Here is a 13,704-nt window from a genome sequence, read left to right as displayed (position 1 = left end):
CCTTGTCGGTGTGCTGCCGCAGCGGGAACGCGACGTTGTCGAAGATGTTCATCGACCCGAACAACGCGCCGTCCTGAAACAGCACCCCGAACTTCTTGCGCATCTCCAACAGCGGCTCCAGCGGCATCGACGGCACCGAATCGCCGTGCACCAGCACATCGCCCTCATCGGGGTAGAGCAGGCCGACCATGTGCTTGATGCACACGCTCTTCCCCGTCCCGGACGGGCCGAGGATCATCGAGATCATGCCCTCCGGCAGGCCCATGTTCAGACCACGAAGGATCCGGTTGCGCCCGAACGCCTTGTGCGTCTCCACGAACTCCACCGCGTCCGGCTGACCCGTCGGATGGCGCACTCCGGTGTGCCACGCGTACTCGTCCTCGGGCTCCTGGGCCGGCTCCTCCCGCACCACCGCCGCCGTCGCCGCCGCACCAGCGGCACTGGGCGTGCCACCACCGGTGGTGGTCGGGTGGTCGCGCTCGACCGGGACCTCGACGCGATCGTCGTCCTCGAAGCCCCAGCCGGTGCCGGGCGTGGTGTGCTCGTCGCTGCTGCTCATCGCTCTGTCTCGCTCGTGGTCCCCCGGCCCGCCGACGGCGTCCCGGTCAATCGTCCTTGGACGCCTTGCGCGTCTTGATGGCGTACTTCGACGGCGAGGTGAGCACCGTCGGGTTGTCGATCTCGCTGATCCGATCGATCAGCTTGATCCACTGACCGGGCTTCAGCACCTGCTCGACCTGCTTGCCGAGCTTGGTGCTGCCGGTGATCTGCGGCCGGTACCCCACGTGGATGTGATCGTCGTGATCCGGGAGCGACAACGTGTTGTCGGTCCCGGGGTAGGTCATCAGCGAGATGATCTGGTGCGGCTTCATCGCGCCCTGCAGCTGCAGGATCAACCGGTTGGTCTGATCGGTGATCGACCCCGCACCCTGCGTCTTCCGCTCGATCCGGATCCCGTTCACCGCCGCGATGTCGACCGCGGTGCCGGTGGAGTGCTCCGACACGTTGCCGGACTTCGACAGGATCGAGTGCCCGGACTTGAGCGACGTGATCTGCAGTCGCAGGCCGTTGGCGGTGAGGTACTCCAGCAGCGCCAGCACGCGCCGATCGATGACGCCACGCTCGATGTCCTGGCGCCCGGCGCCGTAGATGTCGAGGTCCTTGTTGGCCAGGACGCGCTGCACGAGCTGCTCCTTGCTCATGAGCAGCACCTGGCCGGCGGAGGCGTTCTCGCCGAAGAACGCGTTGGACCCCTTCGCGCGGTAGACCGCGGTGGACTCCAGCAGCTTCCACCCATCCAGCACCGGCTTGGGATCGATCCGCGGCGCGCCCTTCCCGACCGGACGGACCTCGAACCGCAGGAACGGCGAGGACGTCGCGACCCCACGCCGGTTCGTGTTCTGCGGCGTGTCGCCGAGGCGGCCCAGCACCGTGCCCGCCAGCACGCGGGAGCCCTTCTTCAACCGCTTGAGCGTCACATCGCGAGCGGTCAGGCCGTGCAGCGCGGACAGATACGACGACGAACCACCGGTCGCCAGCCGGTCGTTGGCGACCTGCTCGGCACCACCATGCTGTCGAGCGGCGGGCCGCAACGGGTTGGCGAACACCCGCTGCTTGGCCCCGGCGCCCGCGACACCCGCCGGGTCCTCGCCCGGCACGACCCGCGACCCGCCAGCCGCGTCGCTAGCCGACCCCGTGCCCGGAGCACCGGCCGCGGCCGCCGCGCTCTGGCGCTGCGTCCCGGCCGAAGCGGCCTCGGTGGGCTTGGGATCCTTCGCCGGCTCCGCAGCCGCAGCCCGCTGCTCGGCGCGCTGCACCGCCGCCGGCTTCGGCACCGGGTAGAAGACCGAGACCCTCTTCAGGTTCCCGTACGTGTAGGTGTTGCCGAACGCATCACGCAGCTGCACGAACCGGCCCAGCCGGCTGCTGTAGCCGACCTTCACGACCTCGCCGTCCTGCACCGCGATCGCGGCGGCGCCGTTGCGGGAGAAGATCTCCAGCGAGTCGCGGCCCTTCTCGGCGTCGACGGTCTTCGCCGCGTTCTTCGTCCGCTTGACCTTCTTGAGCTTCGTGACCGCGTCGGCATCGGCACCCGCGTACCGCGCCTTCGCCGCGACGGGGAACACGCCCTGCGTCAGACCGGTCAGCGACCCGACGAGATCCGGCGGCAGACCACCGACCAGCCGGGCGCGCAACAGCACGCTGTCGACGTACCAATCGGCGTGGTTGTACGCAAAGATCGCCTTCCTGAGGTCCTTCTCCGCCCCCGCAGCCCGCAGGTACCGCGCCGCGGCGAAGATCGCGTCGACCGGGTTGTACGGATCCTTCTCCCCATCCCCGTTGGCATCGACGCCGTAGGCCTTCCACGTGGCCGGCATGAACTGCATCCACCCCAGCGCCCCAGCACTGGAGACGTTCAGGTTCCGACCGTAGTCGGTCTCGATCTCGTTGATCGCCGCCAGCACCTCCCACCGCACCCCGTACTGGACGCCCGCGGCCTGGTAGATCGGCAGCAGGAACGGCGGGATCCGGAACCGATCGATGAAGAAGTTCGGCACGCCCACCGGAGCCGGACCGGGAATCGACTCCACCGTCCCGGGATCCAGCGGATCGGGCTCCGCCACCGCACCCGCCGCACGACGCTCCGCCGCCGCACGCCGCTGCGCCCGCGACACCCGCGTGCCGTCCGCACGCTCCTCGGCCCGCGCACGCGCATCATCGGCGGCCTGCGCGACCGCACGCGCCTGCCGACGCGCCTCGCTGCCCGCACGACCCGCCGCACCCGCCGCCGCACCACCACGACCACCAGACACGGCAGCAGCGGCACCCGCCGTGCCCGCACCACCCGCGTCCGGGCCATCCGACCCAGGCGCGGCCGACGACGCCGCACCCGCACCGGCACCCGCGCCCGCGCCACCACCCCCGGTGACCTTCACCGCCGCCACCCCCAGATCCGGCAGCGGGATCTGATCCAACGGCGTCCCCGGCGGCACGTCCACCGTGATCGACACCACCCGACCACCGGCCAGCGTCACCTCGATCGTCCGCTGCTCCGCCGACGCGCCCGACACCTGACCCAGACCGGCCGCCACGAGCCCGGCGGAGCCGAGGCCGACCGCGACGCGGCGGAGTGATGGCCGGCGCCGCGCCGCGGCGCGGGCCATCCGACGCTCCAGGCTCATCGGTCGACCTCCATCGCGGCCGTCGGATGGCTCACGCGCAGGCGTGCGCGAACGACGCTCCTCCCAAGCACGCGCTCACCATACAGTCCGTCCGGACAGTACGTCAACACGGCTGCCGGGGTGACCGCACCCCCGGGTCGCGACCGTCGCAGAGCCGCCGGGGGTGCCGCCACCCCGCATCGTGGGTCAGCGCCCGTAGAGTCGCCCGACGAACCCGGCCAGGAGCTTGGAGACGCGCGGCGAGTACGGGAAGTGGTGCACGTCGCGCTTCAGCTGCGGGCCCGTCCCGAGGATCGTCTGCGTCCGGCAGTACTTGCGGATCCCCCCCGCGCCGTGGCGCGAGCCGATCCCGGAGGTCTTCCAGCCGCCCATCGGCGCGTCGAAGACCATGTAGTTCACGAGCGCGTCGTTCACGCAGACCGCGCCGCACTCCATCCGCCGGGCGATCGCCTCGCCCTTCGCCGCATCGCTCGTGAAGACGCTGCCCTGCAGGCCATAGGGCGAGTCGTTGGCCAGCCGGATCGCCTCGTCCACGTCGGCGACGCGCATCACCGGGATCGTCGGGCCGAAGGTCTCCTCGGTCATGCAGCTCATGGAGTGGTCCACGTCGGCGAGGACCGTCGGCTCGAAGAACCGCCCGGGACCCGAGCGCCGCGCGCCGCCGGTGACGGCCCGCGCGCCCTTGTCGAGGGCATCGCGGACGTGCCGCTCGATGATCTCGATCTGCGGCGGGTGCGTGATCGCGCCGACCTCGACCGAGCCCGGGCCGCCGGCCTCACCCTGGCGCAGGCCCTGCACGATCTCGCCCAGCCGGGCGACGAACCGGTCGTAGATCGCGTCCTCGACGTAGATCCGCTCGACCGAGATGCAGACCTGGCCGCTGTTGCAGAGCGCCGAGAAGGCGGCGGCGTTCGCGGCGCGCTCGAGGTTCGCGTCGGCGCAGACGATCATCGCGTCCTTGCCGCCGAGCTCCAGCGACACCGGCGTGACGGTGTCCGCGGCGCGGCGCATGACCGCCTGGCCCGTCGCCGTCGACCCGGTGAACATGACGTAGTCCACGGCGTCCACGACCGCCTCGCCGGTCTCGCGCCCGCCGTTGACGACCGTGAAGACGCCCTCCGGCATGCCGGACTCCGCGAGCATCTCGGCGGTCAGCAGCGCCGTCAGCGGCGTGACCTCGGACGGCTTGAGCAGCACCGCGTTGCCCGCCATGAGCGCCGGGACGCAGTCGCAGAAGGCGTTCACGAGCGGGTAGTTCCACGGCCCGATGACGCCGACGAGCCCGTAGGGGTCGTAGCGCACGGTGACCTTGCGCCCGAGGACCATCGGTGCCCACGTGCGGAAGCGCTCCTCGGCGAGGTAGCGCTCCGAGCGCTTGGACCAGAACGCGAAGCTCTGCAGCGCGACGGCGATCTCGAGCTGCGCGTCGTCGTCGGTCTTGCCGGTCTCGCGGCAGATCGTCTCGCGCATCCGGTCCGCGTTGCGGGCGAGCCAACGGCGTGCGGCGTCGAGGACGGCGGTGCGCTCGCGGAACGAGCGCTCCCTCCAGGCGACCTGCGCCGTCCGGGCGCGCGCGGCGAGCTCGGCGACCTCCGCCGCGCCGGCGACGGCGACCTCGTCGATCGTGCGGCCCGTCGCGGGCGCCTCGACGGGCATCAGCTGGGTCTCGGTGGCCACGACCTGCTCCTCCTCCGGCGGCGGACGCCGCTCACGGTGCTCTGACACCGCCACTGTACAGCGTGTCCAGAGGCTTTGTCCCAGCCGGCCGATCGGCCCCGCCGGGCGGCCGAGCCGCGAACGCGGGAGCGGCGGTCAGGGCTTGACCGACGGGTCCCGCCGGACCTGCGGGAAGGTCGTGCGTCGGCCGTCGAGATCCTGCGGCGTCGCCACCGCGCAGGCCGGCGCGGCCTTCGCGTCGACCAGCGCCTGCGCGAGGAAGCCGCCGACGCTCGCGCCCGAGAGGCCCTTCGTGCAGTTGCGACCGTCCAGCACCGTCATCGTGCGGGGATCGGTCGCCCAGCCCGGGGTCTGGTACGGGTTGGCGCGGTTCGTCTTCAGGCGCTCCGGCCAGACCGCGAGGCTCTCCGGGTTCAGCGGCAGGGTCTGGCGCAGGTAGTGGAACCGCCGGCCGTCGGCGCCCTTCGCCGTCGCGTGCGTGGCCGACGCCGGGTTGGCGAAGAACGCGCGCATCTCGTCGCGGAAGCGCCCGAAGTACTCGAGCGTCGGGTTGAGGTCGCGCAGCAGCGGCTCGGCCTCGGCGATCCACGGCCGCAACGCGTCCACGACGCGCGTCAGCGCCGGCAGCCCGCTCCGCGAGCGCTCGATCACCGGCTCGAGGCGGACGAGCAGCGCGCGGAGGTCGGGCGCCAGCCGCTCGAGCGAGCGCAGCGTCGGCGTGAGCTCCGCCGCCACCGGCAGCATGAGGCGCACGAGCGGGTCGGTGTCCCGCGAGAACGTGCCCAGGCGGCCGATCGTGCGCTCCGCGTCGCGCTGGAACGGCGGCAGGGCGCGGATCGTGGCCTGGACCGCGTCGGCACGGCGGCTCGTGATCTCCGTCAGGCGGGCGCCGTCGCTGATGAGCCCCGCGAGCTCGCCGCGACGCTCGCTCAGCGCGCCGAACGCCCGGCCGCTGTCGCGGACGAGCCCCTGGACCGCCTGCTCCTGCTGGTCGAGGATCCGCAGCATGCCCGTCAGCTCGTCGGCGAACGGCGACACGATGCCGATCGCGGCGGAGAAGTCGGCGCCGCGCCCGTCCAGCGCGTCGGCGCCGGTGCGGATCCAGCGCCCGAGGTGGTCGCGGGTGTCGCGGTCGAAGGTCCGCAGGACCTCGTCGAACTCGACCGTCGGGCGGACCGCCGAGCGGGGCAGGCGACCGCCGTCGGGCAGCATCGCCGACGCCGGGGCCGAGCGCGACCGGTTCCCGGGGCTCAGCTCGACCCAGGTCTCGCCGAGCAGGGTCTTCGCGCGCAGGGTCGCCCGCGTGTCGCGTGGGATCGGCGCATAGCGCGGCTCGATCTCCAGGACGACCCGGGTGCGGCCCGTGCGACGGTCCGGGTCGAGCTCCTGGACGCGGCCGACCGACACGCCGGAGATCCGGACGTCGGACTGCGTGGCCAGCTGCGCGCCCTCGGTGACCTCGAGCTGCACGCGGTAGCCCTGCGGACGCAGCGGGGTCGGGCCGCCGAACGCCGTCCACAGGAAGAGCAGCAGCCCGAAGCAGCTCAGGGCGAAGGCGACCATGAGCCCGAGCTGGACGTTCGAGGGGCGGTTCTTGTTCACCGTCCGCCTCCCGCGGTCGCGCCCGCGACGGAGCGGGCGGCCTCGGCCGCCGAGCGGCCGTCGGCGCCCCGGTCGGCCGGCGCCGACGGGGGCGGCGTCGCCCCGCGTCCTGCCGCCCCCGCCGCGCTGCGGGCCGCCGCCTGCGGCGAGTCGCTGGCGGGCCCCGTCGCGTCCGGGCCCTCTTTCGTCGCCGGCGGGCAGAGGGGCGTCTTGCCCAGCGCCCCGAGCAGCGTGCCGAGGAACGCCGCCTGCGGGTTGACCTCGGCGGTCTGCGTGAGCGTCGCCAGCGACGAGCAGCTGAGGCTCAGGCGCGCCCGGCGGATCGGGCCGTGCGCGTCCTGCGTGGAGTACATCCACGGCAGGTTGTGGTTCAGCCACTGCTGGTAGAAGAGGAAGCCGCGCTCGTTGCCGGGCGGGTCGTAGGCGAGCATGTTCAGGAAGCGGCTCGTCTCGCCGGTGACCGCGTCGCTGTCGGCGTGGCCCTCGTGCACGGCCTGCGCGAAGTCCTCCAGGCGCCGGACCGGCTGCCGCGTGCGGCGGGCGAACGGCTCGAGCTGCTCCCGGATCACCGGGGCGGTGGCCTGCAGGAACGGGCGCTGGTCGCGCAGCGTCGGCGCCAGCTGCTCGGCGACGGGCATGAGCGCGGCGCTGGCGGGCTGCAGCTCGCGGGCGAGGGACGTGCCGGCGTCGAGCGCGCCGTCGGTGGCGGCGAGCGTGCGCGGCAGCTCGCCGAGCGCGGAGCGCAGCTCGCCGTCGCGGCGGCCCATGGTGCCCAGGACGCGGCTCGTCGAGCGGATCGCGCGGACGACGTCGCCCCGCCCGTCGGCCAGCGCGCCGTTCACGCGCCCCATGAGGGTGACCGCGGCGCGGATCTGCCGGTTGCGGTCCTCCATCTGCTCGCCGATCAGGCGGAGGTTCCGCTGGACCGGCGAGAGCCGCTGCAGGGTCCCGGCGAGCGCGCGGCCGTCGTTCGGCAGGCCCTCGCCGGCGCCGTCGACGAGCATCTTCAGCGCGAGGCGGGTGTCGCCGTCCAGGGACGCGAGGAGCTCGTCGAGGTGGACGTTCACCGCCGTGCGGGAGTCCGGGATCCGCGCCCCGGGCCGCAGGCGCTGCGCGGAGCGCCCGAGGTCGAGCTCGACGCTCATGTCGTAGAGGCCGCTCTTCGGGCGCAGGAGCGCCGACGCGTCCCGGCGGAGCTTGCGGGCGTGGCGGGCCTTCACGCGGATGTCGATCACCGCGGCACCGCGCTCGAGGTGGACGTCGGTGATGTCGCCGACGTCGACGCCGGCGATGAGCACCTGCTGCCCCTGGCCCGGCGTGACCGCCTGGGCCGTCGAGAGCTCGACCTGGAAGCGCTCGTAGCGCTCGGCCCCGCCGGGCAGCCAGCCCGGCAGCGCGACGCGCTGGTTCACGAGGATCACGCCGGTGACCGCGAGGGCGAGCGCGAGCATCGCGACGATCACCGCGACGGTCCGCCCGTGGGCCTGGAGCGCGCGACGCATCAGCCGACCCCCACGGCGGACTCCGCCTCGTTCGGCTCGGGCACGGGCTGCGTCGAGCAGGCGACGTCGTCGCGGAACGGCGGGCGGCGCGCGGGCCGGATCGGCCGTACCCCGAACGAGCCGGCGGGCGGCGCGCCCTTGATGATCCGGCCGATCGTGCTGTCCGTGCCGAACTGCAGCAGCGACGGGCCGAGGCCGATGCCGATCCGCGAGTGGATGCCGGTGCCGGTGAAGTTCTGCGACTCGCCGTTCGCGCCGACGAGGCCGTAGAAGTACGACTTGTAGTTCTCGACGCCGTGGGTGAAGCGGCCGTCCTCGATCTTCTTGTTGCCGGCGGGCACGAGGACGTCCGCGACGCAGCGGGCGACCTCCTCGGTCCCCGGCGCGGACTCCGTGGCGTCCTCGGCGAAGCCGACGAGGTCCGGGACGGCGGCGCGCATGTCGCGCACCCAGCCGCCGAGCGCCGGCTGCGAGGCCAGACGCGTCATCGCCCGCGCCCACGGCCGCGTCAGCGCGATCGTCTCGGGCAGCTCCCGCACGCCGGGCGTCAGCTCGTCGGCGAGGCGACGGACCGGCGGCAGCGCGCGGTCCATCGCCGCGCTCAGGCGATCGCTGCGGCCGAGGGTCCCGGGCAGGCGCGCCACGACCTGGCGCAGCGCGGCCTGCTGGGCGGCGAACGCGCCGAAGGTCCGGTCGATCCCGCGCACGGCCGCCTCGAGGTCGCCCGCGTGCGGGGCGATCGCCTCCGACAGCTCGCCGAGGTCGTCGACGAGGCTCGCGAGGTCCCCCGGCTGCTGGCCGCGCGAGGCGTCGGAGACGATCGCGCTCGAGCGCAGGCTCGGCGGCGCGTCGGCGATCAGCCGGCGCATCGCGGCGACGGTCGCGTCGCCGGAGATGCCGCCGCCGTAGCCGCGGATCGCCTGCTGGACGCGCTCGCGCGTCGGGTGGTCCAGCGTGCCGATGACCCGGTCGATCTGGACGGCGAGCGTCGTGCGCGAGGCGCTGATCGTCCCGCCGGCCGGCATCGCGTCGCGGTCGGGGGTCCCCGGGTGGAGGTCGACGAGGAAGTTGCCCTCGAGGAAGATCCGCGGCCGGATCTTCAGCTCGGCGTCGCGGCGGACCGTCGGGGCCTCGTCGTTCAGCGTCATCCGGATCGTCGACATCCGGCCCGGACCGGCATCGATCCCCGTGACCTTGCCGACGTTCACGCCCGCGACGCGGACCGGCGCGCCCGACTTCAGGGCGCCGAGGTCCTCGACGACGGCGTTGAGCTCCGTGCCGCCGCGCCCGGGCAGCGCGTCCTTGAAGAGGATCGCGCCGCTGACGAGGGACAGCACGAGGACGGTGATGACGCCCGCGAGCACGGGCGAGCGGGGGCCCGCCGACAGCGGGCGCCTCGTGCGGCGCGGGAGGCGCAGGCGGCTCACTCCTTCGCCTCCGGTCCGGTGATCATCGGGGCGCTGTCGGTCCGCTGGACGCCCGGGACGTTCCCGATCGTCTGGCCCTTCCGGTAGCCCTCGAAGCCCGCCTCGCACTCGCCGTCGGAGCCCGGCTGCCCGGTGTTCGGCAGCGCGTTGTGGTGCAGCTGGGGGCCCGGGTCGGCGCGCGGCGCCATCCAGATCGGCGTGAGGATGAGGCCCGAGCGCTGCCACGTGCCCCACTGGTTGCCCTCGCCGATGACCGAGGAGGCGTTGCGGAAGAAGAGCGACACGTAGTGGCAGCGAACCTGGGTCGGCGCGAGCGTCTCGAGGATCCGGTCCACGCGGCTCACGGTGCGGTCGGCCGCCCCGATCGCCATCGGGACGTTCGGGTCGTCGGCGAGCCGCTGGATCGCGCGCGACGCGTCGTCGAGCGGGTCGAGCATCCGCGGGAGGCGCGCGTTGATCCGCACGCCCTGGCGCAGCGCGTCGGCCAGCGGGCCGGACGCGCGGTCCAGCGCGGCGGCGCCGGGCTCGAGCGCCGCCATCAGGCGGGCGCTGCGACGCAGGAACGGCCGGACGTCGGTCGCCTCGCGCTGGATCGTGCGCTGCAGCGGGACGCCGGTCTCGATCCACTCCTGGACGTGCGGCCGCGCGACGGCGGCGAACGCCGAGAACGTCCGCTCGAGCCGCGGCAGCAGCGTGCCGAGCGTCTGCGCGACGGGCGCGACCTCGCCGGCGGTGCGCGCGAAGGCCTGCAGCGTCCGGGCGAGCTCGGTGCCCGGGTCGGCGAGGTTGTGCATCACCGGCGACAGGCGCCGCATGCCCTCCGGCAGGACCTCGAGCAGGTCGTTGATCGCCTGGCCGCGGCCGGTGAACGCGTCGCCGAAGTCGACGAAGCCGCGGCGGAACGCGTCGCGGGTGCGGGCGTCGTAGACCGACGCGAGCTGGTCGAGGTCGACCGGCTCCTCGACCGCCTGCGAGACGGGGATCGTGTCGCCCGAGCGCAGCATCCGCGACGAGGAGCCCCGCGTGAGCTCGACGAACTTCAACCCGAGGGCCGAGCGCGGCCGGACGAGCAGCCGGGTGTCGGCCGGCAGCGGCTCGGCGGTGCGGTCCAGCTGCAGCCGCGCGACCGCGACGACCCGGCCGTTCGCGCGGACCTCCGGCTTCACCGCGATGACGGTGCCGATCCGGGCGCCGCCGATCCGGACGTCGTTGCCCGGCGTCAGGCGCTGGCCGTCGGGCAGCTCGACCTTCAGGTCGTACGTCCGCACGAACGGCAGCCCGGTGTTCGCGTTGTACGCGAGGACGACGGCGACGAGCGCCACGAGGATCGTGGCCGCGCCGATCAGCACGGGGTTCGCCAGCAGGGACGAGCGTCCGCGCCTCATCGCGAGCCTCCTCCGAGGACGCGACCGAGCGCCTCGGGATCGCGGGCGGCGCGACGGGCGTCGGCGACCTGGCGCCTCAGGCGGTCGAGCTCGAGGCCCTTCGGCGCCTCGCGCAGCAGTCGGTCGGCGTCCTGGCCGTCGAGCGTGGCGGCGGTCAGCCGGTCGATGAGCGACGCCTGCGATCCGACCGCCTCGCTCGCCGTGCGGACGGCGGCGCGGGAGGTCTGCGGGCGGCCCGGCTCGACCGTGCCGGTCGAGCAGCCGGAGACGGGCGCCTCGGCGTACGAGGAGCAGCGCGTCAGCACCGACATGACGCGCAGGTAGTGGCCGACGTCGTCGAACCCGTTGATCGCCATGCCCTGGTAGAAGGCGTAGTCGAGCAGGCGCCGGGAGCCCCCGGTGGTGCGCATCGACTCCAGCAGCGAGCGCGCGACGCCGAAGACCGGCGCGGCGCGCGAGGCGAGTCGCTCGAGCTGGCCGACGATCGGGTCGCCGGCGACGATGGCGCGGCGGCCGAGGTCCGACGAGGCGCCGAAGCGCTTCATCGTGCTCGTGCCGGTGCGGGAGAACGCCGAGAGGCCGACGAGCAGGCGCCGCAGCTGCGGCGCGGCGCGGCGGAGCCGGGCGACGGTCGGCTCCATCGCCGACGAGGCGTCGCGCAGCTCGTGCATCGTCGGCGTGAGCTGGCGCAGCGTCGCCGGCAGCATCCGCAGGTTCTCGTCGAGCTCGGCGTTGCGCTCGCCCACGGCCTCCTGCAGGTCGGCCTGCGCGCGCAGGAAGCCGACGAGCCGCTCGCGCTGGTCGGCCATCGGGCGCAGCGCGCGCTCGCCGTCGGTGACCATCTGGCGCAGCGCGCCGGTCTGGCTGCGCAGGATCGAGAGCACGCGGTTCGTGTCGCGCAGGCCCGGCAGGGCGGCGCGCAGCGCCGTGTCGAGGTCCTTTCCGCGCGCGGCCAGGCCACCGCCGAGCGCGGAGAGCAGGAGCGTCAGGCGGTCGCGCTGCGGCTCCTGCCAGAGGTTCCCGACGAGATCGAGATCGATCGGCTGGGTCGTGCGGTCCAGGGGCAGCACGCGCTGGACCTCGCCGTCGAAGCGCTCCGCGCGCAGCTCGCCCGGCGCCCGGGAGCCCGGGGACCGCGGCTGCGTCGGCCGGCAGTCGACGTAGCGCTCGCCGATGATCGACTGCGGCAGGATCGAGCACTCCGCGTCGGTGCGGAAGTCCTGGAACGCGGGATCCTCGATCCGCAGCACGACCACCGCGCGGCCGCGCTCGTCGACGTCGACGTCCTCGACCGACCCGACCCGCGCGCCGGCGACGCGCACGTCGACGTCGGAGACGACCGCGAACGCGTTGTGGAACGTCGCGCGGACCCGGTAGGGCCCGTCGTCGTCGCCGTCGTCGCCGGTCGCGGCGACCGCGCCGAGGCCGAGCACGAGCCCGGCGAGCGCCAGCAGCAGGGCCAGGAGGCGCGCACGGGCGCCGGTCCGGATGGGGGGCCGCAGGCTGGTCATCCGCCCGGGACCACCGCCTCGGGATCGCAGTCCAGGGTGCCGCCGTCGCGATAGCGGTTGGAGCGGTCCGGCAGCGTCTGGAAGTTCGCGCCGGGGCAGCGGCGGACCTTCGTCGGCGTCGTGTGGTGCAGGCCCAGCAGCGGCGCCGTGAGCTGCAGCAGCGACCGGATCGGCGCGAGCGCGGTCGGCAGGTCGGTCGGCGAGTTGAGGTTCAGGACGCCCTGCGTGCGAGCGACGTGGCCGTTCGCGTCGTAGATCGCGGTCGCGCCGGAGAACGTCCGGAACCAGCCGGTGATCTCGGGCGCGTACGGGCGGACGAACGCCGCGACGGGACGACTCGCGTTCGAGGACCGGCGCGCGGCCTCGAGCGCCGGGACGCCGGCGCGCGCCAGCGGCGGCAGGCTCGCCAGCAGCTCGAGGAGGTCGTCGCCGGACCGGGGCCCGCGGGCGAGGCGGCTCGCGTCGCGGACGGTCGGCACGAGCTCGGCGGCCATCGGGCGCAGCTCGCGCAGCAGCGGCAGGCCGTCGCGCGCGGCGGGCTTCGACGCGGCGACGAGCGGATCGAGCCGGTCGAGCGTCGTGCGGACCTCGCCGAACGTCGCGCGCACGCGGGAGAACGTCCCCGGCAGGCGGTCGAGCGTCTGCTCGAGCGCGGCGCCCTCGTCGGCGAGCGCGGCGCTCGTCGTGCGCAGGTGGCTCACCGCGGAGGTGAGCGACTGCCGCTCCCGCGCGAGCGCCCCGACCGTGCGCGAGCCGCTGCGCAGCAGCCGCTCGAGCGCCTCGCCGTCACCGGCGAGCTCGGCGAAGAGCCGCCGGCCCGACCCCAGGGCCGGGGCGAGCCGGCGCAGGGCGAGGTTCGCGTCGCGCTCGCGCCCGGCGAGGGTCCGCGAGCCGCCGCGGAAGATCCGGCGCAGGCCCTCGCGGGTCCTCGGCTGGAAGACGTCGAAGAACTGGTCCAGCTCGACCGGGGTCGTCACGGCGTCGACGGGCAGCGCTGCGCCGTCCTGGAGCTCCGGCGCGGAGCTCGGGCCCGGCGTCAGCGATACGACGCGGTTGGCCATGCCCGACATCGACACGACCCGCACGGCCGCGGTCGTGCCCTCGTGGAGCGGCAGGAGGTCCTCGTCGGTGACCTCGAAGCGCACCTCCGCGCGGTAGCCGTCCGTCAGCTCGATCCCGGTGACGAGGCCTACGCGCCGTCCCCCGACTTGGACCTCGTTGCCGTCGACGAGCTGGCCGGCGTCCGGCAGGAGGATCCGGTGGGTGGCCGATGACCCGCCCCCGCGCACGAGCAGCACGGCGACGACGACCACGGCCAGGAGCCCGGCGAGCAGCAGCGCGCGCGCTGCGCGGCCGCCCGGCGCGGCGGGGACGGTGCGCGTCATCCGCGTCCGCCCGCGTTTCCCGATGGTCGTGTG

9 protein-coding genes are annotated in these 13,704 nt (G+C 74.2%); all 9 read right to left on the bottom strand.

Annotated features, from left to right (window positions below):
- The coding region (locus SK069_RS19815) for an ATP-binding cassette domain-containing protein (RefSeq protein WP_319956002.1) at positions 1-559 on the bottom strand (559 nt) is incomplete at its 3' end.
- Between the two features lie 46 nt (positions 560-605).
- Positions 606-3,182 carry a lytic murein transglycosylase gene (locus SK069_RS19810; protein ID WP_319956001.1) on the bottom strand — a complete coding sequence of 859 codons (2,577 nt, stop codon included), beginning with the start codon at positions 3,180-3,182 and terminating at the stop codon, positions 606-608.
- Positions 3,183-3,368: 186 nt separating this feature from the next.
- Positions 3,369-4,859 carry an aldehyde dehydrogenase family protein gene (locus SK069_RS19805; protein WP_319956000.1) on the bottom strand — a complete coding sequence of 497 codons (1,491 nt, stop codon included), beginning with the start codon at positions 4,857-4,859 and terminating at the stop codon, positions 3,369-3,371.
- Between the two features lie 135 nt (positions 4,860-4,994).
- The gene (locus tag SK069_RS19800; RefSeq protein WP_319955999.1) at positions 4,995-6,461 is read right to left on the bottom strand and encodes an MlaD family protein; all 1,467 of its coding nucleotides are present in this window, start codon (positions 6,459-6,461) and stop codon (positions 4,995-4,997) included.
- Positions 6,458-7,963, bottom strand: a complete 1,506-nt coding sequence (locus SK069_RS19795; RefSeq protein WP_319955998.1) for an MlaD family protein — start codon at positions 7,961-7,963, stop codon at positions 6,458-6,460. Before SK069_RS19795 ends, SK069_RS19800 begins: the two co-directional genes overlap by 4 nt.
- Complete coding sequence (locus tag SK069_RS19790) at positions 7,963-9,390, bottom strand: MlaD family protein (protein ID WP_319955997.1); 1,428 nt, start codon at positions 9,388-9,390, stop codon at positions 7,963-7,965. Before SK069_RS19790 ends, SK069_RS19795 begins: the two co-directional genes overlap by 1 nt.
- A complete protein-coding gene (locus SK069_RS19785; RefSeq protein WP_319955996.1) occupies positions 9,387-10,775 on the bottom strand; it encodes an MlaD family protein in 1,389 nt (462 codons plus the stop codon). Before SK069_RS19785 ends, SK069_RS19790 begins: the two co-directional genes overlap by 4 nt.
- Positions 10,772-12,286: an MlaD family protein gene (locus SK069_RS19780; protein WP_319955995.1), complete on the bottom strand. Its 1,515-nt coding sequence runs from the start codon at positions 12,284-12,286 to the stop codon at positions 10,772-10,774. Before SK069_RS19780 ends, SK069_RS19785 begins: the two co-directional genes overlap by 4 nt.
- Positions 12,283-13,671 carry an MlaD family protein gene (locus SK069_RS19775; protein ID WP_319955994.1) on the bottom strand — a complete coding sequence of 463 codons (1,389 nt, stop codon included), beginning with the start codon at positions 13,669-13,671 and terminating at the stop codon, positions 12,283-12,285. Before SK069_RS19775 ends, SK069_RS19780 begins: the two co-directional genes overlap by 4 nt.
- Positions 13,672-13,704: the final 33 nt, after the last annotated feature.

Origin of the sequence: Patulibacter brassicae, from assembly GCF_033949425.1 — a bacterium.
Lineage (GTDB): Bacteria > Actinomycetota > Thermoleophilia > Solirubrobacterales > Solirubrobacteraceae > Patulibacter > Patulibacter brassicae.
Note: the sequence above shows the minus strand (reverse complement) of the source record. Positions and strands in the feature narration are given on the sequence as shown.